General features: G+C 47.6%; 23 protein-coding genes. 13 read left to right on the top strand and 10 right to left on the bottom strand.

Going from position 1 to position 22,627, the window contains the following annotated elements; translation table 11 throughout:
* Positions 1–33: 33 nt before the first annotated feature.
* Positions 34–447 (bottom strand): organic hydroperoxide resistance protein, encoded by a 414-nt coding sequence (locus KNO79_RS09920; protein WP_015881037.1) that lies wholly within the window; start codon positions 445–447, stop codon positions 34–36.
* A gap of 117 nt (positions 448–564) precedes the next feature.
* Between KNO79_RS09920 and KNO79_RS09915 the strand changes: the two genes are divergently transcribed.
* Positions 565–1,017: a MarR family winged helix-turn-helix transcriptional regulator gene (locus tag KNO79_RS09915; protein ID WP_159561931.1), complete on the top strand. Its 453-nt coding sequence runs from the start codon at positions 565–567 to the stop codon at positions 1,015–1,017.
* A 13-nt stretch (positions 1,018–1,030) separates the two neighbouring features.
* Positions 1,031–1,945 carry a CAP domain-containing protein gene (locus tag KNO79_RS09910; RefSeq protein ID WP_214691192.1) on the top strand — a complete coding sequence of 305 codons (915 nt, stop codon included), beginning with the start codon at positions 1,031–1,033 and terminating at the stop codon, positions 1,943–1,945.
* Positions 1,946–1,988: 43 nt separating this feature from the next.
* On the opposite strand, the gene KNO79_RS09905 is transcribed toward KNO79_RS09910, so the two are convergent.
* Together KNO79_RS09905 and KNO79_RS09900 are read right to left on the bottom strand one after the other, a co-directional pair.
* A complete protein-coding gene (locus tag KNO79_RS09905; protein ID WP_251125269.1) occupies positions 1,989–3,068 on the bottom strand; it encodes a peptidyl-alpha-hydroxyglycine alpha-amidating lyase family protein in 1,080 nt (359 codons plus the stop codon).
* Positions 3,069–3,184: 116 nt separating this feature from the next.
* Positions 3,185–3,661, bottom strand: a complete 477-nt coding sequence (locus KNO79_RS09900) for a glutathione peroxidase (RefSeq protein ID WP_074037960.1) — start codon at positions 3,659–3,661, stop codon at positions 3,185–3,187.
* 158 nt (positions 3,662–3,819) lie between these two features.
* On the opposite strand from KNO79_RS09900, the gene KNO79_RS09895 reads away from it, so the two are divergent.
* Entirely contained in the window at positions 3,820–4,338 is a 519-nt protein-coding gene (locus KNO79_RS09895) for a VanZ family protein (protein ID WP_214691190.1), read from the top strand.
* 294 nt (positions 4,339–4,632) lie between these two features.
* Entirely contained in the window at positions 4,633–5,928 is a 1,296-nt protein-coding gene (locus tag KNO79_RS09890; protein ID WP_196430379.1) for a murein hydrolase activator EnvC family protein, read from the top strand.
* Between the two features lie 31 nt (positions 5,929–5,959).
* On the opposite strand, the gene KNO79_RS09885 is transcribed toward KNO79_RS09890, so the two are convergent.
* The 3 genes from KNO79_RS09885 to KNO79_RS09875 form a co-directional block, all read right to left on the bottom strand.
* The gene (locus KNO79_RS09885) at positions 5,960–6,166 is read right to left on the bottom strand and encodes a hypothetical protein (protein ID WP_214684821.1); all 207 of its coding nucleotides are present in this window, start codon (positions 6,164–6,166) and stop codon (positions 5,960–5,962) included.
* Positions 6,167–6,208: 42 nt separating this feature from the next.
* Positions 6,209–7,054, bottom strand: coding sequence for a GNAT family N-acetyltransferase (locus tag KNO79_RS09880; protein ID WP_214691189.1), 846 nt, complete (start codon positions 7,052–7,054; stop codon positions 6,209–6,211).
* A 72-nt stretch (positions 7,055–7,126) separates the two neighbouring features.
* Positions 7,127–8,335 (bottom strand): dicarboxylate/amino acid:cation symporter, encoded by a 1,209-nt coding sequence (locus KNO79_RS09875; protein WP_251125223.1) that lies wholly within the window; start codon positions 8,333–8,335, stop codon positions 7,127–7,129.
* Positions 8,336–8,552: 217 nt separating this feature from the next.
* On the opposite strand from KNO79_RS09875, the gene zapA reads away from it, so the two are divergent.
* The 7 genes from zapA to KNO79_RS09840 all read left to right on the top strand — a co-directional run bounded on the left by zapA (position 8,553) and on the right by KNO79_RS09840 (position 15,461).
* The gene (zapA, locus tag KNO79_RS09870; protein WP_015881047.1) at positions 8,553–8,774 is read left to right on the top strand and encodes a cell division protein ZapA; all 222 of its coding nucleotides are present in this window, start codon (positions 8,553–8,555) and stop codon (positions 8,772–8,774) included.
* An 8-nt stretch (positions 8,775–8,782) separates the two neighbouring features.
* Entirely contained in the window at positions 8,783–9,319 is a 537-nt protein-coding gene (locus KNO79_RS09865; protein ID WP_031421319.1) for a CvpA family protein, read from the top strand.
* 67 nt (positions 9,320–9,386) lie between these two features.
* A complete protein-coding gene (gene polX, locus KNO79_RS09860) occupies positions 9,387–11,081 on the top strand; it encodes a DNA polymerase/3'-5' exonuclease PolX (RefSeq protein WP_214691187.1) in 1,695 nt (564 codons plus the stop codon).
* Positions 11,082–11,096: 15 nt separating this feature from the next.
* Positions 11,097–13,451 carry an endonuclease MutS2 gene (locus KNO79_RS09855; protein ID WP_214691186.1) on the top strand — a complete coding sequence of 785 codons (2,355 nt, stop codon included), beginning with the start codon at positions 11,097–11,099 and terminating at the stop codon, positions 13,449–13,451.
* Positions 13,452–13,463: 12 nt separating this feature from the next.
* Positions 13,464–13,874: a DUF350 domain-containing protein gene (locus KNO79_RS09850; RefSeq protein ID WP_031421322.1), complete on the top strand. Its 411-nt coding sequence runs from the start codon at positions 13,464–13,466 to the stop codon at positions 13,872–13,874.
* Between the two features lie 255 nt (positions 13,875–14,129).
* The gene (locus KNO79_RS09845) at positions 14,130–14,963 is read left to right on the top strand and encodes an EcsC family protein (protein ID WP_214691185.1); all 834 of its coding nucleotides are present in this window, start codon (positions 14,130–14,132) and stop codon (positions 14,961–14,963) included.
* Between the two features lie 33 nt (positions 14,964–14,996).
* Complete coding sequence (locus KNO79_RS09840) at positions 14,997–15,461, top strand: hypothetical protein (protein ID WP_214691184.1); 465 nt, start codon at positions 14,997–14,999, stop codon at positions 15,459–15,461.
* A gap of 40 nt (positions 15,462–15,501) precedes the next feature.
* Here KNO79_RS09840 and KNO79_RS09835 read toward each other — a convergent pair whose 3' ends face one another.
* Both KNO79_RS09835 and KNO79_RS09830 read right to left on the bottom strand, forming a co-directional pair.
* Positions 15,502–18,726, bottom strand: a complete 3,225-nt coding sequence (locus KNO79_RS09835) for an FtsX-like permease family protein (protein WP_214691183.1) — start codon at positions 18,724–18,726, stop codon at positions 15,502–15,504.
* The gene (locus tag KNO79_RS09830; protein ID WP_074037586.1) at positions 18,719–19,411 is read right to left on the bottom strand and encodes an ABC transporter ATP-binding protein; all 693 of its coding nucleotides are present in this window, start codon (positions 19,409–19,411) and stop codon (positions 18,719–18,721) included. Before KNO79_RS09830 ends, KNO79_RS09835 begins: the two co-directional genes overlap by 8 nt.
* 152 nt (positions 19,412–19,563) lie before the next feature.
* On the opposite strand from KNO79_RS09830, the gene KNO79_RS09825 reads away from it, so the two are divergent.
* A complete protein-coding gene (locus KNO79_RS09825; protein ID WP_214691182.1) occupies positions 19,564–19,767 on the top strand; it encodes a hypothetical protein in 204 nt (67 codons plus the stop codon).
* A gap of 12 nt (positions 19,768–19,779) precedes the next feature.
* Positions 19,780–20,100, top strand: a complete 321-nt coding sequence (locus tag KNO79_RS09820) for a nucleoside triphosphate pyrophosphohydrolase (RefSeq protein ID WP_214691181.1) — start codon at positions 19,780–19,782, stop codon at positions 20,098–20,100.
* Positions 20,101–20,144: 44 nt separating this feature from the next.
* Here KNO79_RS09820 and KNO79_RS09815 read toward each other — a convergent pair whose 3' ends face one another.
* Together KNO79_RS09815 and KNO79_RS09810 are read right to left on the bottom strand one after the other, a co-directional pair.
* Positions 20,145–20,609, bottom strand: coding sequence for a hypothetical protein (locus KNO79_RS09815; RefSeq protein ID WP_015881057.1), 465 nt, complete (start codon positions 20,607–20,609; stop codon positions 20,145–20,147).
* On the bottom strand, positions 20,609–22,627 hold the full coding sequence (locus tag KNO79_RS09810; protein ID WP_214691180.1) for an AAA family ATPase: 2,019 nt from the start codon (positions 22,625–22,627) through the stop codon (positions 20,609–20,611). The genes KNO79_RS09815 and KNO79_RS09810 overlap by 1 nt, the downstream gene beginning before the upstream one ends.

The following is a 22,627-nucleotide window of genomic DNA, read 5'->3' as shown; positions in this document are numbered from 1 at the left end:
AAAAAATCCCGCTCCTACGAGCGGGATGGAAGATTATGCTGCTTTCGCTGTCAATTTGACGTCGACATTGCCGCGCGTCGCTTTTGAATAAGGGCACACTTGGTGTGCTTCTTCAACGAGACGTTCTGCTGTTGCTTGGTCAACACCTTTGATTTCGACTTCAAGTTCAACTGAAATGAAGAAACCTTCATCGTTTTGGTTTAATGTGACGTGACCTGTGACGCTTGAACCATCTGTCTTCACACGTTCTTTTCCGATGATGAGGTTGAGGGCACTACCGAAGCAAGCCGCATAGCCAGCTGCGAAAAGTTGTTCTGGGTTTGTCGCACCGTCGACGTGTTTCGCGCCAGGCATCGAGACGTTCATGTCGATGACGCCGTCAGTTGATTTCACGTGACCTTCGCGGCCACCGATTGCTGTTGCTGATGCTGTGAATAGTGATTTCATGATTGAATTCCTCCATTTCGTTTTTAACAATTAAGTTGTGCACAATTTAAATTATAGAGCAGTCAAAAAGTTTCGCAAGTGATATGCTTGGCTAAAGAAGAGTACGGAGGATTAAGTATGGACCAATCGTTAAAGTTAGAACATCAAATCTGTTTTCAATTGTATACCGCCTCAAAAGAGCTTACCCGGTTATATCGCCCAATTTTAGCACCGCTAAACCTGACGTATAGTCAATATCTCGTGATGCTTGTCTTATGGGAAGAGGATGGAATCGATTTGCGACAACTCGGATCGCGGTTGACCCTCGACTCTGGGACATTGTCGCCGCTCGTCAAACGGCTCATCCAAATCGGCTATGTGGAGAAAAGTCGTGCGACGGACGACGAACGAAAAATCATCGTTCGTTTGACCGAAAGCGGTAGCGCGTTGCGTGAGCAGGCGGCGAATGTACCGCTACAAGTAAGTGGTATGCTGAATATAGACGAAGCGACGTATGTCGCATACATGGAGATGCTTACCGATATCAAGACGAGACTACACGATTTCGGGGAGCGTCAGCGCGAGCAGTAAGGAAGGAGGAGCCATGTTTCGAAAATTGATCATCCTCTTGATGGGGATTGGACTTTATATGGCTTGGCAATATGAGATGCCGAACGTCTCTGCCCCGACGAGCATTCAGGTTGAGTCTGAGGTGGCGACCGAACGAGCGACAGACACGCCAAAGTTCGCAAGTCAGTATGCCGGGCATGACTGGTATTTGGTCGAACGTGGCGGTGACCGCGGACTTGAACTGATTGATGAGGACGGTGCGAAAAAAGGATTCTATCAGTTCGAGACAGGCAGCACGTATCGAGGTCTCGTACTGAATGAAACGACCCGTGATCAAGTCGAGGACATCGGCTTCGAGGCGGTGACTTCGTATAATAAAGGATTGAATCGATACTTGATTCCGGACGATCCATCGTTTTCCGTTTTTGCAATCGATGGTCAGTATGTCACTTTCTTTTTTGACCAGCATGATGATGACCTCCTGAAAGGGATCTTGTCGGTCGACCGCCGTGTCGAAGAGGCGAGTGAGGGGTACTATGGTGATTTGTCGAAAGAGGGAACGGTCGCCAATGAGCAGTTGATGCGCATCCTCATGAACTGGGACCGTGAAAAGTTTGAATTGAACGCTTTAGCCGACTATGAACCGCTCTATCCGGTCGTACGGGCGCATAGTCAGAACATGGCGGAGAACGACTTCTTCAGCCATACGGACCCAGAAGGACAAGACCCGTTCGATCGAATGGACGAAGCGGGACTTTCGTATTCGATGGCCGGCGAAAACTTGGCCATGGGACAGATGAGCGTGTTCCATGCGCATTGGGGACTCATGAACTCGAAAGGGCATCGTGAGAACATCATGCAGCCGCGCTTCACCCATGCTGCCGTCGGGCTCGCTTACAACGACGACGGTAGTCCTTTCTATACAATTAATTTCATCACACCACGTTAAAAGAACGCGCTAATGACGAATTTAGCGCGTTCTTTCGTTTGCTTTATTCAGTGATTGTGAATTTTTGAAGTCGTTCGTTTAGTAGTTCGGCGACAAAAATTGTTCCGTCCTCTTGTACAGTGAGATCGTGGGGGATGCGCAATTGACCCATCTTGTTCCCCCAAGAACCAAATCGTTCAATGACTTCTCCCTTCGGACTTAAAACGACAATTTGACTGTTAGGAGTTTCACGTTCCCCGTTCAGATAATCGCCACCATCGACAAGATAGATGTTGCCATCGTTCCCTGCATCGATTCCGTAAGGTCTTCCGATTTCGGTGTCATCCCATGTGGAAAGGTGTTGTCCATCCTGGTCAAACACTTGAATGCGAGCATTATTTCGGTCAGCCACATATATGTTCCCTGACTGATCGTGAGTGATTCCGTGAGGCAAGTTAAACTCACCATCGGAAGAACCATAAGCATTAACTTCCCATTGGATGTTCCCATCACGATTGAATTTTACAATACGATGATTTCGGTATCCATCAGCCACAATGAATGAACCATCTTCCATTACGGTCACATCAGTTGGCCGTGCGAAAGTATATTCATTCATCGGGACAGGGAAGTTAGGCAGTTCATTTCGAATCCGTAAGCTTGTCTCAGTGCCGAGGCGATAATCGTCCCCAAACGTAGCGAGAACATTGCCACGTTCATCCAGCTTGAAAACTTTATTCAACATGATATCCGTTACCCAAATGTTGTTTTGAGCGTCCACTTCGATCCCGTGAGGAGATTGAAACAGGTTGTCCCCAAATTCATCGACAATCTCGTTTGTGTTTGGATCAAACACTGTGATTGTAGGGGTCGTGATTAATTCTTCATTCGCATAGCTTCCATCTCTGCGGTGTAAGTAATAGACATATCCTGAAGGGGAGGTAGAGACACCGCTACCTTCTCCTCCACGATGTGAGACACTGTCCTTCTCGGGCCAAACCCAACTAGATGTATATCGAGAACTTTTGGCTTTTTCATCATATTCATCTTTGAAAATGGGGTCCGTTCTTCCTTGGGCAAGCCATACAAGAGTTACTGAAAGTGCGAGGAGTACGCTGACTCCCAGCACTATTCTTTTTTTCATTCTATACAAGTGTGACACTCCTTCACGATTTACTGTGCATAGAATATGATAGATGGCTTAAGTGTAAACGCCAATTAGACCGTAGAGAGAAATCAATCTACGCCTTCAGGATGAGGTCAAATCAGTTTCTTCACCGCATCCTCAATTTCAGCCGGTGTCGTCTGTGGCGAAAAGCGCTCGATGACGTTTCCATCACGATCGACTAAGAACTTCGTGAAGTTCCATTTGATCGCCTTCGACCCGAGAAGCCCGGGCGCTTCTTTTGAGAGATAGGTGAAGAGTGGGTGGGCATCCTTGCCGTTCACGTCGACTTTCGCGAACATCGGGAACGATACCCCGTAATTCAGTTGACAGAACTCTTGAATTTCTTCATTGGAGCCCGGGTCTTGATGACCAAACTGGTTGCACGGGAAACCTAAGATTTGTAGGCCCTGTCCTTTATAGGTGTTGTAAAGTGACTCGAGGCCTTCGAGCTGCGGTGTGAATCCACATTTGCTCGCCGTGTTGACGATGAGTAAGACGTCGCCTCTATATGTAGCTAACGGTTGTAATTGTCCTTTCATGTCTACTGCTTCAAAATCATAAATCATGATAATTCCCCCTTTTTTTGTAGTATACCAAGAGAAGGAGACAGACTCGAACTTGAACGCGTTGCGTGCAATCAAATTGTTATGAAATCATGATGTCGCTGTTACATCATTCCGAAGAAAGAATCCGTATAATGAAAAACGTTGTAGAAAGGAACGGTGTTATGCGATTTTTAAAAAATGAATTTATATGGATTGCGCTTATTTTAATCGGACTCTTTTTATCAAGTGCGACGCCTTACTCGGACCAGTCTATCGTTTCGCCACTCGAGCGATTCAATTGGAGCTGGATCGAACCAACGCTAGCGAACGTGCAGTTCGACTATGCAGGAAAGGAAATCTCGCTCGATACGTTGGGGACGACAGGATTGATTGAGTTCTTTATGCGGAAGACGGCACATGTCGTCACGTTCCTCGTTCTCGGTGCATTATTCGTGAAGGCCATCTCGCGAACGAATCTTCATGCGGGACTGAACTTACTCTTCGCCTGGGCACTTGCGAACACGGTGGCGATTTTTGATGAGTATCATCAGAGTTTGACTCCTGAACGGACCGCGCTGTTAGAAGATGTCCTTTTGGATAGTACAGGTGCTGCCGCAGGTGTCATCTTATTCGGTGGGTTGTTATTACTTCGTTCGAAACGGAAAAATAGCAAACGGACCGGTTATGTTGCCTTAAGGTAGTCAAAAAAATGAATGGGTTACTATGTGAAAAGCGCTTTCTTGAAGTGCTTTTTTTCTTTTTAAAACTATTTTGTGACAACGAACCAAACAAAATATTGTCTATACCCACGTTTTTTAAAGGATAAAACCTAAATTAGGTCAATGTCATACGAATGAAATATAAGTGTAAAATAACTTTTGGTTTAGATTGCTATAATGAGTCACAGAGCGAACGAAATGTCGCGACTTATCTTATAAAAAATAATTGCACGACTATAGATAAAAACTACACGGGAATCAGCGGAGGGAAGCACATTGGGTAACTTGAAGAAATTTGCAGCAACAGTCACTCTAGGCGCACTCTTGATCGGCGGAACGTCACCGACTTATGCAGCCTCACTTACAGAGAAGCAGAAGAAAGTACAAGAACAACGACAAAAGAATAGCAGTGAACAGTCGAAAGCAAACTCTTCGATTCAATCACGTGAGCAAGCCATCAGCAAAGAGCAACAAGAGATCAACAAGTTAGATGCTGAACTCCAAGACGTCATCAACGATGTCGCTCAGAAAAAAGCTGAGATTCGTGCAACTGAAGAAAAGATTAAAAAGCTTCAAGCACAAATTAAAAAGTACGAAGCGAAAATGAAAGCACAAGAAGATCTTATGAAAGATCGTATGGCGACGATGCAAAAGAACGGTGGCTCGTCAGTCAACTGGGCTGAGTTCATCTTCGGTTCTAAAGACTTCGGTGATTTGATCACACGCATGATCACAGCTGGTACGATCCAAGAGAACGACCAACAAATCTTCGAAGAATACGAAGCAACGAAAGAAAAACTCGCGAAAGCGCAAGCTGATTTGAAAGCAGAGCGCGATTCACTCGTGAAGCAAAAAGAAGAACTTGAAAAACGTCAGAAAGAGCTCGATCAAAAAATGAAAGAGCGCGCTGCGAAAATCAAGAAACTTGAAGCTGAAAAAGTGAAGTTCGAATCGAAACTCATGAGCCTTCAAGAGATGGAAGATACGCTCAAAGCTCAAGAACAAGCGATTCAATCAGAAATCGAAGCGCAACGTCGTGCTGAAGAAGAAGCACGTCGTGCAGCGGCAGCAGCTGCGGCGGCGAAAAAGCAACAAGGTTCAAGCTCGAATAGCGGTTCAAGTGCTTCAACAGCACCGGTAGCGTCTGCACCAGCAAGCGGTGGCATGTTCCAACGTCCAGCAAGCGGTCGCCTCTCACAAGGGTGGGGTCCAGCAAGCGGTGCGAACGGCTACTCGTTCCACAACGGTCTTGATATCGCAGGTCCAGTCGGTACACCGATCTATGCAGCACAAACAGGTACGGTCCTCCGTGCAGGTTGGGGTGGCGCATACGGAAACCATGTTATGATTGCACACGTGATCAACGGGCAAGTATGGACGACAGTATACGCTCACATGAGCTCGGTATCAGTTTCTGCGGGTCAACGCGTGTCACAAGGACAAAACCTTGGCGGCATGGGTAGCACAGGGAACTCGACAGGTTCACACCTTCACTTCGAGATTCACCGTGGCGGCTATTCGTACTCTTCATCGAGCGCGGGAAGCACAGTTAACCCAGCATCATTCTTCTAAACACAAAGACAGTGATCGACGAACGCGTCGATCACTTTTTTGTTGCCCTATAGACGATGAACGTCAAAAGGGAGGCACCGATGACACTGAGCCATAGCGTTTCGAAGTTTGGGTCATCGAGCATGCTCCGGCCTCCAAGGAACACCATATAGCCGAGTATCGCGAGCGTGACAAGTGTCAAAGCGGTCAATCGGATCTGTCGGGGGATACGGAGCCACCAACCGAATAATCTGTTCATGAAAAATCGCCTCCTCTATTAGTATAGGGGAGGCGATGTGTTTCATCTAGCGAGTCGGACCCAAGCAGAGTCCATGATTTGTCGGTAACCGACTTCCCGATAGATTTTGTTCGATGTCGGGTTCGTCAAGTCGGTATAGAGGACACAGAACGATTTCGTCTCAAGTAATTGGCGGCTAAGGTCTGCAACGAGACTTCGCGCGTAACCTCTACCACGTGCATCAGGTGATGTGTAGACAAATGAAACGGTGATTCCGTTCTCAGTTGGACGTGCGCGTTTCGCACACGAGACGACCTGTCCGTCGACTTCCCAAAAGACAGCCTCTTCCCTGTCGAGCATCGTCTGTACAGCCTTCGTCACCTTCTCTGGTGGAGATGATCGGAGACCTGATTCGGCTTCGAAGGCACTATACCAAGCTTCGAGCTGTGCCTGGTCGGCCTTCGTCGCTTCTCGCATGTGGCCTTTTGCCATGTCGATGTCTTCCACGCTGTCGAGGCGATAAAGACCTTGGGACATGAACATCTCACTCGACCCAGACGTCAACTCCTGCCATACTTTCCCGAAACGTTCCGCTTGCTGTCGTTCCGAGACGACTTCCGCGAAGGGGACTGCTTCTTTCAAAAGGTGGGGGATGATGAAAGACGGGAGAAGGTCCGAGCGCTCCGTCTTCACGACGATATAGTGAAGTGGATGCGGTGGTGTCACTTGGAGGATGGCGAGAAGCTCCCCGTCCTCTTCGACTGTGAACTGATGAAACGTTTCATAGATTCCTTGTTTGACGTTATTCAAGACGCCAATCATGAGGCTATTCTTTGCCTCCTCGTCGAGTAATGCCGTCATGACGCGGTCTGAGAAGTGATCAGGGTCTTTCCATTCAATCCATTCCATATGGTTCTCTCCTTTATTATATGTAGACAAAAACGGACAAACCTGATGGCTTGCCCGTTTATGAGTCGTTCATTATGCGATATCTTCTTGTTTCGACGACGTGTTGTCGAGAAGTTTTGTGTTGTGTTTGAAGTAATGAATGATTTTCGCGATGGCACCGTCACCCGTGACGTTTGTTGCTGTCCCGAAGCTATCTTGTGCCAAGTAGAGCGCGATGACCAAGCTTTGCATCGTCGCGTCGAACCCGAGGATCGAGCCGAACAATCCGAGCGATGCCATGACGGCCCCGCCTGGTACACCTGGTGCTGCAATCATCGTCACACCGAGTGCGAGGATGAATGGAAGCATGATTGCGTAGGATAACGCCATGCCATTCAAGTACATGAGCGCGACACCGACCGATGTGAGTGTGATCGTCGACCCTGACAAGTGGATCGTTGCCGAGAGCGGGATGACGAAGTTCGCGACACCTTCGTCCGTGTTGTTCAACTTCGCTTGGCGAAGCGTGACTGGAATCGTCGCGGCCGATGATTGCGTCCCGATGGCTGTGAAGTAAGCCGGCATCATCGTCTTGAGCAACTTGAACGGATTCTCTTTGTTAAGACCACCTGCGATTGAATATTGAATCATGAGCATCGTCAAATGAAGGACGATGATTGTGACGAAGACGAGCGAGAAGACCGATAGGATCTCAGCGACTTGACCAGCGTACGTCATGTTCATGAAAATTCCGGCGATGTGGATTGGAAGTAATGGAATAATGACTTTACTGATTAAGAGTTCGATGATATCGCGGAAATCCATGGCGAGGTCGAGTGACCGTTTGCTTTCGATCGCGGCAATCCCGATTCCGATGACGAAAGCTAAGATAAGTGCGGTCATGACACCGAATACAGGTAAAATCTCAAATTCCATGAACCCTTTCAACAAGGCTTCTTCTGGATTTTCGGCTCCTGTCGTCGACCGTGTCAAAATTTGCGGGAACAAGTTGCTTGTTGCAAAGTATGCTAATGTTCCGGCGATGATGGTTGATGCGTAAGCGATGAGTGCTGTGAGTCCGACCAGCTTTCCTGCTCCTTTTCCAAGTTCCCCGATACCCGGGATGATAAAAGCAAGAATAATCAATGGAATAGCGAAGCCTAAGAACTGCCCGAAGACCGTGTTGAACGTCACGAACGTCCGAACAATCCAGTTCTGACTTTCTGGTACGATGCTCCCGAGTAAAATACCGAAAGCGATCGCGATGATGATGCGACCTAAGAGGCCAATACGTAATTTCAAATCAATCACCCTTTCTGTTTGTTTGAATAGTTGATATTTTCGCACATTTTACGGAATGTTGCCACCTTCTCTTACAATTTTTCTAAAGAAAGACGTTTGACAACTGTTTAGAAGGGTATTAGAAAATGTTGTACATATCAAGGGAAGGGGCTTCTCCTTTTCCTAATATAAAAACGATGTTATGATTAATTCTGACAGACGTAAAGGAGGGGTGCGCGTGCAGTTACAACGAACAACGATTCACATTGCGGGTCAAGACTATACGATCGTAAGCGAAGAACCCGCTGACCACGTGAGGGAAGTAGGCTTTTTGGTCGACAGTAAGATCCGCGAAATTCGTGAACAATCCCCTCATCTAGATGCTCGTCAGGCAGCGGTCTTGGCTGCGATTCAAATCGCGAGCGACCACGTCAAAACTAAACGAAATATGGGAGAATAAATCAATCCATGGTTACGCTACTTATACTGTTTTTCTTGTTTATCGGAATCGTCAACGGCTTCCGTCGTGGCGCGATTCTACAGCTCGGCCATTGGGTCGCGCTCATCATCAGTTTTCTCGTCGCCAATACGTACTATAAAGAGTTAGCCGAAGCGTTCAAGCTGTGGATCCCGTATCCGTCTCAGCTCGACGGGACGCTCCCAGGTGGCGTGTTGGACCTCAACTCCCTTTCAGGGATTGAGATGACATTTTATAACGTCTTTTGGTTCGTCGTCTTGTTCCTCATCACGAAACTCGTCTTGCATCTCATCTTGGCGATGCTCGACTTCTTGACGGACTTGCCAATTTTGCGCCAATTAAAAGGTGTGATCGGAGCTGTCCTCGGATTCTTCGAGGCATATGTCATCACATTCTTCATCCTTTGGGTGATCGCGTTCGTGCCGATGGCGAGCGTTCAAAACGCCGTCGACAAATCGTCGCTAGCGACATATATCATTCAAGACACGCCATATCTATCGGATTGGTTTTCAAATAAGATGTTGTGACACGACAGGCCGGAATGCAAGCTAGTGCTTGTGTCTCGGTCTTTTCTGTGTGAAGAGGGGGAAGCATATGAATAAAGTAGAAGCGATAATGTTGCTCGAAAAAATCGCGCAATATATGGAGATCAAAGGGGAGAACCCGTTTAAAATCAATGCGTTCCGCAAGGCGGCGACAGCGCTAGAGAACACGGACCTTGAACTCGAGGACATCGACGACTTGACGTCCATCTCAGGAATCGGGAAAGGGACGGCTGCAGTCCTTGAAGAGTATCGAGACACAGGACGCAGTGAAGTACTTGAAGCACTGCAAGAAGAGATTCCGTTCGGTTTGATGAAGCTCTTGAAAATTCAAGGGCTCGGCGGGAAGAAACTTGCTAAACTCCGTGAAATCGGTGTCGTCGACTTGGAGTCGCTCATCCGTGTACTCGAAGACGGGACGGCTGCATCACTACCCGGTTTCGGGGCGAAGAGTGTGGAGAAATTACTCGCCGCCGCGAAGAACCTCGAATCACGTCCAGAACGATTGGCTTATGCAGTCATGCGACCAATCGTTGAAGAAATCAATGAGGTGTTAGAGAAGGAGACACTCGTCTTGCGTCATTCGGTCGGAGGAAGCTTCCGCCGTGCCGAAGAGACGTGTAAAGACCTTGACTTCATCATCGCGACCGAGGAGCCGATTGAGCTACGTGAGAAGCTGCTCGCTTTGCCGTTCATCAACGAAGTGATTGCGGCAGGCGAGACGAAAGTCTCGCTCGTCCTCGAACGTGAAGAGATGGTATCGGTCGATTTCCGTATGGTCGAGCCAGGCGCGTTCGCTGCGACGCTTCACCATTTCACGGGCTCGAAAGACCACAACGTCCGCATGCGTCAACTCGCGAAAGCAAAAGGAGAGTCCATTTCCGAATATGGGGTCGAGACAGCAGACGGATTGTGGCAACCAAAAACAGAAGAAGAATTGTTCGAACGGTACGGTCTCCCATTCATCCCGCCTGAACTTCGGGAGGGGCATGCAGAGTTCGAGCACGACTTATCGAAGCTCGTCACGCTCGAAGACATCAAGGCTGACGCGCACATGCACACGGTCTGGTCGGACGGGAAGTTGACCGTCGACGAAATTGTCGTGGCGATGAAAGATCGCGGCTATGAATGGATGGCCATCACCGACCACGGGAAGTATTTGACGTTCGTCAATGGCTTGACCGAGGAACGGCTCGAAGCACAAGGGGAAGAAATCCGCGAGGCCGCGAAGACACATGATATGAACGTGTTACGAGGCGTTGAGATGGACATCCGTCCTGACGGGACGCTCGACTATGAACCCGAGTTTCTAGAGACGCTCGATTACGTCGTCGCCTCCATCCATTCGAAGATGGACCAATCGGTCGACGAGATCATGGCTCGTCTCGAGAACGCCTGTCGTTCTCCGTACGTCAACGTGATCGCCCATCCGACGGGTCGACTCATCGGTCGTCGGGACGGCTATCCAATCGACGAGGACAAGTTGATCGCGCTCGCGAAAGAAACAGGGACGGCGCTCGAGTTGAACGCCAACCCGAACCGCCTCGACCTGACAGCTTCCACGCTCAAGAAGGCGAAGGCAGCGGGCGTCAAAGTGATGATCAACACGGACACGCACCACCCAGATATGATGGAAGACATGGCCCTCGGTGTGTTGCACGCACGGAAAGCCTATCTCGAACCATCAGATATTATCAACTGCTTCACGTTTGAAGACGCCAAGGCGTTCTTTGCGGCGAAGCGATAGAAAGGAACATGCTAGATGGACCACGCGTTACGCGTATTAGAATATGAAAAATTGCGCCAACAGCTTGCCGGTCACGCGGCGAGCTCGCTCGGAAAAGATTTGGCGCTGAAGATGCAACCTGACTACTCATACGACCGGGTGCTCTCGAATTTGAACGTGACGAAAGAGGCGACCGAGGTCGTTCGTCTCCGTGACCGTCTGCCGCTCGGTGGGCTTACGGATGTCCGTGCGGAAGTGAAACGGGCCGCAATCGGCTCGGTCCTCTCGACGAGCGAATTGCTCGCCGTCGCTGCCGTCATGTATGGCGGACGCCAAGTGAAGAACTTCTTCGAGAAGCTTCACGAGGATAACGAAGAGATTCGCATTCCACGTCTTGACGAGTATGCGGACAAGTTGACGAAGCTCATCGAGGTCGAACAGGCGATTCGTCATGCGATTGACGACCAAGGGACTGTCCAAGATTCCGCGAGTCCACAACTCCGTGGACTTCGGACACAGCTCCGGAGCTTTGAAGGGAGTGTCCGGTCACGTATCGACAACATCCTCCGCAACAATGCGAAGATGCTCTCGGACGCCATCGTCACAATCCGGAACGATCGCTATGTTGTACCGGTCAAACAAGAGTACCGTCAAGCGTTCGGTGGAATCGTCCATGACCAGTCGGCTTCTGGTCAGACACTCTTCATTGAGCCGCAGGCCATCGTCTCCATCAATAACGAGATTCAAGAAGTTCGTCTGAAAGAACGTGCTGAAATCGAACGGATTTTAAGTGCTCTCTCGAACGAGGTCGGTGGGGTCCATGATGCCATCATGACGAACCTCGAGGTGTTGGCCGAACTCGACTTTATCTTTGCGAAAGTCGCATACGGACAAGAGATGAAAGCGACCGAGCCAAAGTTGAACGACAATCGAGAAATCAAGTTGAAACAGGCACGTCATCCGTTCATCCCGAAAGATGAGGTCGTACCGATCACAGTCGAGCTCGGAGAAGACTACACGTCACTCGTCATCACCGGACCAAACACCGGCGGGAAAACCGTCACGTTGAAAACGATTGGACTCCTTCAATTGATGGTGCAATCAGGTCTCTACGTGCCGGCAGAGTTCGGGACAGAGCTTTCCGTGTTTGACGCGGTCTATGCCGATATCGGGGATGAGCAATCGATTGAACAGAGTCTCTCGACGTTCAGCTCGCATATGACAAACATCGTCGGCATGCTCGACAAAATCGACTTCATGTCACTCGTCCTCTTCGATGAGCTCGGTGCCGGGACGGATCCACAAGAAGGGGCTGCCCTTGCCATCGCCATCTTAGATGAAGTGAAACGCCGCGGGGCACGTGTCGCTGCGACGACACACTACTCGGAACTAAAGGCATACGCTTATAACCGCGAAGGTGTCATGAACGCCTCGATGGAGTTTGATATCGAATCGCTCAGCCCGACGTACCGTCTTTTGATTGGCGTACCGGGTCGCTCGAACGCCTTCGAGATCAGTCGTCGTCTCGGACTGTCTGAGCAAGTCATCGACAAGGCACGTAGCCACGTCGGTAGTGATGCAGAATCAGTCGAATCGATGATCAATAAGCTTGAAGCAGCGAAACAACGCGCCGAGCAGCTCGAGCAAGAGCTCATCGTCAAGCGCCATGACTTTGAAGAAGAGCAGGCCGAATTCGAAGCGAAGATGACCGAATTTGAGCGCGAACGCGACAACTTGTATAGAGCGGCCGAGGCGAAAGCCGAGAAGGCCGTCGAACAGGCGAAGCGTCAAGCGAACGAAGTCATCGACCGCTTGAAGAAGCTACGTGAGCAAGGAATCGTCAAAGAGCACGAGATTATCGCGGCGAAGAAAGAGCTCGAATCGGCAAAACCGACGCTTCAAGAGAAAAAGATTCAAAAAGTGAAACAAAAAGCCCAGCAGAAACGTACGTTCAGTAAGGGCGAAGAAGTGAAAGTGACGACGTTCAATCAAAAAGGCTACATCGTGAAACAAATCAACGACAATGAGTATAACGTCCAAGTTGGCATCATGAAAGTGAACGTCAAAGCGGACGACCTTCAGAAGATCGGTCCATCGAAAGAGAAGTCGCTTCAGTCGAAAGGCAGCTCGCTTAAACGTCAGAGCTCGACGAAGTCCGAGCTCGACCTCCGTGGCGTTCGTGTCGAAGAGGGACTCATGCGTCTAGACAAGTATATCGATGAAGCACTCGTGTCGGGCTATGATAACGTCCGCATCATCCACGGATTAGGTACCGGAGCGATGCGTCAGGCGACACAAGAATTTTTAAAAGGACATCGTCACGTGAAGAGCCAGCGCCCAGGAGGAATGGGTGAAGGTGGACTCGGTGTCACGGTCGTCGAACTGAAGTAAGGGGAGTCGGGAATGGGTACGATTACGTTTGCCGTTATGCTGGAGTCATTCGGCCTCTATTCGATGGCGGGACTGATGATTGTCGTCGGTCTTGCCATCTTCGAGGTGACAACGCCGTACAGCAACTGGCGTGAGATTCAAAAAGGAAATATTGCCGTCGCCTTGGCGACAGGCGGGAAGATTGTCGGTCTCGCCAACATCTTCCGGGTCGTCGAGAGCCATCATGATAGCACAATCGACATCTTCGTCGGGGGTGGTTTTGGATTCATTTTGCTCCTCGCGACATACTGGTTGTTTGAATTTTTGACACCGACACTGAAGGTGAACGATGAGATTCAACAAGGGAATATCGCCGTCGGGTTGTTGGCATTCTTGCTGTCGATTGGGGTCTCCCTCGTCGTCGGCGCGGCATTGGTGAGGTGAAGACATGGTATACGAACGATTGGCAAAGATTTTGTTCATCGGGGCCGGGCTGTTCTTAGTGGCAGCGGCACTATGGTATATCTTTTATTGAGGGAAGAGGGAGAATCCGTTTGGATGCTCCCTTTTTTTGATTTCAGGGACCTTGAATATAAAATATATGGGTGAAAGGAAATTTTTTTACAATTCGTGTGAGGAAATCGATATACTAAAACTAGATTATGGAACGAGATACATAAGAAGGTTGAGGTGTAGGTCATGGCGAACGGGTCAGAAGTGTTTGAAGTCTTGATGACGAATGCAGTGAAATTGCCTGGAGTGAAAGTAGATCGAAAAGAATTTTTAGCCCAAAGTTTCAGTAAGTACGTGCCAGCGACTCAGTTGGCAGAGGTTGTCGAAAAGGGACCGCTTGAAGCAAAGGTCCCTCTTTCAGTCATCAAAAAAGTAGCGAAGCGAAATATTACCAATCAGACGATGAAAAGTTCGAGTGCATCGTTTGCAGCCGGTCTACCTGGAGGCATCGGTCTCGCCGCAACGATTCCGGCCGATACGGCGCAATTCTTCGGTTTCGCCCTCCGTTTAGCGCAAGAAATCGGGTATTTATATGGGTACGATGACTTTTGGGAAGATGGAGAATTAGATGTCGAACGGGTGAATGGAGAATTAATTCTCTTTTTAGGTGTCATGTTCGGAGTGGGCGGTGCGACGGCTACCATCAAGGCATTGTCCGCACAATTATCGAAAGAAGCTTTGAAAAAAATCCCGAACAAAGCGCTGATGAAAACAGTGTACTATCCAATCATCAAGAAAATGTCGGCGATGATCGGGGTGAAGATGACGAAAGATACGTTCGCCAAAGGGATCTCAAAGATGATCCCACTCGCAGGTGGTGTCATCTCAGGAGGGATCACGTACTCATCGATGACGAAGATGGGCAATCGTCTCATGCATGCACTTGAAGAAGGAGTCAACATGACGGAAGCGGAGTTTATTGAAAGTGTGGAAACAGTCAAGCGTGAAAATCTTGAAATCATCGAAGCAGAATTTGTAGAAATTGATGAGGGATCACGTAATGACGGGGGAGTCATATAAGGAGATATCGTATGTTCTAGGAGGGGATTATTCATGAATCTAGACTTACACTACTTGATGTCGACCGAGCGCTACGTACTCGACATGGAATCGTTTCAGATGAAGAATGAGGCGTATTACCCGTTAGAGTGGACATTTTATGGAGCGGCGAATCCGACGATGCTCCTCACATGGGACGCTAATCGCGACCTCATCCGAGTTCGCTTCGAACAGTACGCCGTCTTTTTAGGGACACAAGAAGAGCACGGAATGAAAGAAGACGGGTTATGGAACGAGCATCCGATTGTAAAACTGTCCGCATCACGCCTGATGTCATTCGCCAGTGAACGGATGGCTATTCATCCGGTGAACCGTAACCGTGGCGCGCTCGCGCATTATGTCATCCGTACGATCGAGCAGGAGTTTCATGTGTTGGCGTATGAAGACCCGACCGTAGAAAACCTAGGAAAAGTCGGGGACACAGGAGTACGTGTTGAAATCGTGAAAGAAGCCGAATGAAAAACAACGTCGCCTCGACTCCGGGGCGACGTTGTTTCGTTTACGGCACGTCAATTTTGACGGTATACACTTTCGGCATGGCGCCGCTTGACGCATACAAGATGAGCGTCTTCGCTTTCTCGGGAACAAGGAAGACTAAATCAATTTCGGATTTCTCGCCTGGTGTATAAATGAATCCACCACGGAATGCTTTCTTGTTATGGTTGACCATGTCGACCGGACTGTATTCTGTGCCATCTGGCGTGTACATGCGGAAACCGTTTGGACGATAATCCATCGTGCCCTCATACTGATCTGGTTCATTGTACAACGAGATCGGTAGGCTGACGAATCGTTTGCCATCTTCCGGTTTGGTCCCATCCGGAGAGGCGTAAACAGGTTCACCCACTTGGAATTCACGTTTCTTCATTTGTGGATCCCCAATAAACGTTTGGAACGTACCGAGGTTCATGATTTTTTGAAGATCATCTTCTTTCGGTGTGGTGGCTTTGGCTTCTTTCGGCTTATCTGCTTTTAAATCAGCTTGTTTCGCACCCGTCGTCTGTGCGGTCGGGGCTGGTGTCGCTTTCGCTTCTTCCGTGACCGGCTTGACTTCTGGTGATGTGAAGACGAACAAGCTGATGATTCCAACGACGAGTGCCGTCGCCGTCGTCCCGAGGACGAAGCGGAATCGTTTCTCGACTTGTTTTTGGTTGACGACATGCCCACCAATCGCTTCAGCCGGCGTGATGCGCACCGCACGTTCAGCAGGAAGGAGTGCACCTAAGATACCTGTTACGACCGGGATGAAGATGGTCGCAAACAAGAACGGTAGCTCTGACGTCGGGAACTGTTGATACATGATCGTGACGATGATGATGGTGAACGTCACACCGAGTAATCCGGCGAAGAATCCGGTCAATGCACCTTCCGTCAAGACGAGACGACGGATGGACGTGTTCTGCCAACCGAGCGCTTTCAAGACGGCGAGTTGTGGCTTTCGTTCGGATACGTTTTGCCACATGATTTCGGTCGTCGTGAGCATCGCAATCAGTAGGGCGACACCCATAGCGACGTAGTGCATCGTCCCGACTTCAAGTGCCACGAACTCCCCAATCCACGTCGTATACAAGACACCTTGGAGGCGGAACGTGACGAACAAGAAGAAGCCGAACAGACTCGTCGGTAAAGCGATGGCGAGAATCGACAACAACGTCCGTGGCCAATACGTCACGAGTTGGTTCAAGCTCATGCCGATGCTCGAGCGAGAGCGGCCGAGACGTCGGCCTTTTGAGACTTCACCAGACTGCATCGTTTCATATGGCTTGATGCGACGGACGAGTCGAATCGGGATGAGTGTCCCGAGCCAGTAAATCAAGAGACCGGCTAGCCCGATCAATAAGATACGGGTAATCGAAGTCGAGCCCGCCGCCGTCCAAAGGAACGTTCCGAGAATCATCCACGAGATGAGCGCGACCATCGACCCGAGGATTGTGGCTTCTAAGAATAACAGTTTCGACAGCTGACTCGGCCGCCAACCGAGTGACAAGAGGATGGCGAACTCTTTCTTCCGTGCGTACAACATGATGATGTTCGAGCTGAACACGTACAGCATCGCGACGAGGATGACACTCGCGACGACACCGGAGAAGCCGAGTTTCGCTTCTTGGAAAATCGTGATCGATGAACCGATTTTAATCCATGGCTGCTGAATCCAACCGAGCGAACTTTCTCCTTTTAAACCAGGGAGATAGGTGACGGCGTATTGTGGAGACGAACCGAGCGTGACATCGGTGATGAGACCGGTCTTATCCTCGATCTCCTTGGCGACTGCTTGGAGCTTCGCTTCACTTTCTTCGTTCAAGACGTCCACGCCCTTTACGTTGACGCGAATGGCCGAGATGGCCTTGTCACCGGCGATGGCGAACGCCGCATCGAGTGTCGTCAACATTGACGGTGGCTTCGTCAAGAAGCTATATGGGTTATTCGTCGGTTTGACGGTCGTCGGTGGGTTGACCGGCTCGTCTTTCGAGTTCATGACCCATTCGGCGCTTGCCGGGAAATACGTCTCCATCGGAAGTTCCGTCAACGGGTCTTTCGACAGCTTCAGTTTCGATGGGTCGAATAAGCCGATGTAGTTATATTTCACTTTCGGCACTTCGTTGAGGTCTTCTGCGTATAAATTGGACTTACGATACATACTTTCTTGCCCATACTTCACTTGACCCTCAGCGAGGAACGGTTTGATTTGATACGAATATGGCCACCGTTTCGGGAACGGGCTCGTCACGCCTTCATAGACAAGAGGTGACGCCTTCTCGGAAAGCCAAGTGTATTCCACGGTGAGACGAGGATCTTGTGGCTGTGATTTTCCTTCTAAAATATGTTTCGTGATGTTGTCGTGCATTTGTTGTGCTGTAAAGTCGTATGAGGCAACCTCTGTACCTTTCAGGCTATCGAGGTATTCCTCTTTTCCGTTCTCTAAATACGTATTGATGAATTTTTCTGCGTCGCTCGTATCGGCATCGACTTCTTCGATGGTGTAGTTGATTGAGGCATCGACGTAGTCTTTTGTACTCATCAAAATTGGAATCGTCGTGATGTCTTCGTCGTAAGGCTCTGGGACATCCTCTTCATTGAAGTAACGACTGAACTCTGTCGCTTGTACGGCATCGTCTAACCCGACGAGTTTCGCTTCGGCAACCGGGTCAATCCCGGCGAGCATGACATCACTTCCGTAACTGAGTGGGAATTCTTCATATAGGGCGGTCGGGCCGATGCCGATGTGAGTGGAATCACCGTTTGGCATCCAGCCGACCCAAAAGTAGGCTTTCAAGTCTTGGAAGTCATTGATTTTTTCAATGCCTGTATCGATGAGTGTGTTCATCTTAAGGCGATAGAGACCCGCTTTATCAAAAGTGTGCGTTTGCGTGAACGAGCTCGAATAAGTCGACCCAATCATCGCGATTGGAGCTGCGACATCGATGTCGGCAATCTGTTGGATTGTTTCGTACTGTTCGCGCGTGATCCCGCCTTCAAGCCCGCTCATATAGTTCGGCTCGAGCAAGTTCAAGCCCTCGGTCACGCTTCGGCTGCCTTCCGGACGGACGACAATGTGATAAGACGAATCCCAACGTTTTTGCAGCTCGTTGACGACCGTCCCGTTATTCGCCTGGGTCACGCCGAGAAGATAGCTGAGCCCGGTACTGACGATGAGCATCCCGACCATGAGCAGGATGAATCGTTCCTTATTCCGCCACCATGAATTCCAAATGAACTTAAGCATGATGGACGTCGCTCATGGCGACGACCTGCCCGTCGCGCATCTCGATTTTTCGGTTGGCTTGGTCGGCGAGTTCCGGGTCATGGGTGACGAAGAGGACGCCACATCCGTTCTCACGATTCAAGCGGATCAATAGGTCAAAGATGACGTCACCCGTATGTGTATCGAGGTTCCCCGTCGGCTCATCGGCAAGGAGCCATTTCGGACGGTGGATGAGGGCGCGGGCGACGGCAACGCGCTGTTGCTGACCGCCGGACAGTTGGGATGGTAACGAATCGACCTTGTCAGCGAGACCGACCTCTTTCAACAGTTCGAGCGCACGTTCGTGGACGTCGTAATCGACTTTTCGTCCGAAGAGTGGGGACATGACGTTCTCAAGCGCCGTCAACGTCGGGATGAGGTGGAACTGTTGGAAGATGAAACCGATGTTCTCGAATCGGAAGTCCGCGAGTTGTTTCGCAGAGAGCGTCGAGATTGGTTCGTCGTTGAAGAGCAAGGTACCCTCGGTCGGACGGTCGAGTGTACCGATCAGACTGAGGAGCGTCGACTTTCCAGACCCAGATGGTCCGATAATGGAGATGAAATCCCCGTGTTCGAAGCGGAGGTTAATGTCCTGTAAGGCGACCGTTTTGACGTCACCCGTATCAAATCGTTTTGTTAAGTGTTCGCATGTGAAGTGATAGGCCATATCGTGAAATCTCTCCTTTAACTAATATTTAGTGAAAATATGTAAGGGTACGTAATATTCTGACTATTTTAGATTATAGGAAAAAGATTCCAATGTATAGCTGTATTTTTTTCAAATGGGGAACGGGTATAGAAGAGTGAGGAGGAGAGAAGATGAAATCATTCGAAATTGAATTCCATTTAATCAACGAAGAAGTGCTGACGTATATGGTGGAAGCCGATACACGATATGAGGCATTGGAGTCGATTTTCCAATCGTTTCGGCATGCGAGCGATGGATTCGTACAATTTGAGGACGAGTTGATTGTGATGTTGGATCATGTGGCGTATGTGAAGGCGTTTGAGGTGGTGGAGTAGGAGGTATCGAAAGTGAAATATAATAAGCTGGTGCGTGATCGAGTGCCTGAATTAATTCAGGCAGAGGGGAAACGAGTGATCGTTAAACACTTGAATCAAGCTGAGAAGTTTGAAAATGCTAGATTGAAACTATACGAAGAGTTGAAAGAGTATGAAGATGCCAATATTGACGAAGAATGTTTGGAAGAATTGGTTGATATTTTAGAACTAGCGTATGCTCTTGGTAAGATGCACGGTGCCTCATTCGAAGAAATGGAATCGATTCGAGCAAAGAAACGTGAGCAAAAGGGCGGATTTGAGAAAGGTCTGTTTTTGGAAGAGGTATTGGATTAATAAAAATCGCCTACAAATGAGTGAGAATTTGTAGGCAATTTTTATTAATTAAATGGAAGTTCATTGATTAAATCTTCGGTATTGAATTCTTTTTGTTCATATTTAAGCATTAAATCTAAGTAAGCATTTTGCGCCGACTCAGGGTCGGTTAAGAACATTTCTAACTCTTGATAAAGAGCATCTAATCCGCCAGCAGCGTATTCCTCGATAATATCATAGTTCTCGAGTGTCACATCTGACTCATCCTCAGAATCATTTTCGATTGAAAAACGTTCAAATGTATTTTCTAAATGCATGATCAATTTCATGAATTGCAAATCTTGTTCTGAAAAAATGCCAAGTAAAATTTCAGGACCGGGTTTTACTTTTTTTCTTCGTTCATTGCTATAACCGAACAATAATGCTGCCATGAAAGCATCTTTATAGGTTTCAAAAAGTTGAGCGTCTTCTTTTAACGCTGTATACATATGATCTTGTGTACTATCTCGACGCACGGAACGCTTTGCCATTACATTACCTCCATAATTTCCGTATATTCCCCAGTGCCTTCATTTGTATGATTGAGTAATTTATATGATTTTCCAATCCGATGATTAATGGCTTCATCCACTTCTCCACGCCATTGTGAAGTAGATACAATCACAACAATTTGATCTGATAATTTTGGTAAATTTATTGCAACGCGAGAACGATGGTCTGCATCGAGTGCTCCAAACGGAGAATCCATTACAAGTGGAAAAATATTTCCGAGTTTTAAATCTTCATCTAACGCGTGACCTTTTTCTCTGTCTTTGTACTCCCTAGTTAAATCTACTATAGCACCGATGAAAGCAAGACTTGTAATCTGTGATTCTCCCTGAGATAAACCAATACTTCCTCCGTTTACATCTGAAACGAGAAGTTCGTAATTATCAGTAAGTGAGATTGGATAGTCTTTTCGTAATAACTGAGAATAGGTTAGTTTGATTTTTTCTTCTAATTCGGTTTTTACTTGGGATTCTCTGAGCTTTAAAAGCCCAATCAAAGTGTTTTTCACTTTCGTAGCAGACTCTAGAGCAAGTTGAAGTTTTAATTGTCTTTCTTCTGCTTTAGTCAGTTTACTGACCTCTTTATTTAATAACTCTTCTTCTTTTGAAATTTCCTCAATTGATCGAAGTAAACTTTCTATAGCAGCCTCTGCTTTAACGATTGCAGTTCGAATCGAGGATTCTCTCTCGATTAAATTGGATGAATTTTCGATATTGCGTGAACTTGCTTTCATACGTTCCTCAATTTCTCGTAACTCGTCTTCCAATCCTCTAAGGTTTTCTCTCAATTCTTCACGTTCACTAACGAGTCGTCTCATTTCTGTGTAAAAATGGGTTCTAGCAACTTCCCAACCACTTAAGCGGAAATAAAGTTGATCCATTTCATTTTTTGAACTCGATAAATTTAAGACCTCTTGCTGAACTTTTTCTAATGATGCAATTGATGTTGTCTCAAGTTCTTGTCCACACAAACATTTCCCTTTCGACACTAAAGAAGGAATCAAATCAGGATGAATCAATTTTTCAATTGAATCCTGGTCATTTGTAGATGCAATGCGCTGGAATCTTTTCATTGGTAAGGTTGAAAAAGCTAAGTGACTTGAGCGGGAAAGTAGGATTCTCAACTCATTTAATTTCTCATCAAATGCATTTTTCGTTTCTTTAATTGACTCAACTAAGTGATCACGTGTGACTTGAAAGGTTCTCGTTTCTTCACCGTTACGTAAAGCATTTTCAATACTTTTCAATTCACTTTGGGCAGCCGAAAGTTCTTGTCTTGTTTCAGTAAGTTGCTGTTTCTTCTTTATTTTTTCATCTTCAAGTTGATTTATGCGCAAGTACTTGTCGCTCAATTCACTTTTTACATTTTTAGATACTTCGTCGCGAAGTTTAATTATAGTTTTACTTAAATGTTCAATAGAGTTATCGAATAACTCCAATCCCATCATTCTCTTAATGGAATCACGAATTTCCGAATAAGCTTCTTTCTTTCCTAAATGGTCCATTCGTTCACCGTCAAAGAAGAAGAACGTATGCAATTTATACGGTAAAATGCGATTAATTTCGAATGAGATATCTCTAATTTTAGTAGATTGATTTGTAGCTACATTCCGTTTAGTCAATTCAACTTTTTGATTGATTGTTTTATTCTTTGGCAAATTAAGAATATTGTGCTCAGAATCAAACTTCGCGTATAACATACGACGTAGTTCGTATTCATAATCGTTATGTTCAAATTTAATTTGTACCGCTGTGATTAAGTCATTTTTATTGTTTGTATTTTCTTGAACAGCTTTATTATTAAAAATAGACTCAGGATTCGGTAATTTAAGTTCTCGTCCATAAAATCCCCAAATCAAAGCTGTAAGTAATGCTGTTTTACCGCTTCCATTTTCACCGTGGATGACAGTAACATTTTTGCTTGATCCGTGTGCAAATTCAATCGTATTCTGCCCATAATATTGACGGAAGTTTTCAATGATTACTTGCTTGAGAATCAT

Origin of the sequence: Exiguobacterium sp. s43, assembly GCF_018617255.1 — a bacterium.
In the GTDB taxonomy this organism is placed as follows: Bacteria; Bacillota; Bacilli; order Exiguobacteriales; family Exiguobacteriaceae; genus Exiguobacterium; species Exiguobacterium profundum.
Note: the sequence above shows the minus strand (reverse complement) of the source record. Positions and strands in the feature narration are given on the sequence as shown.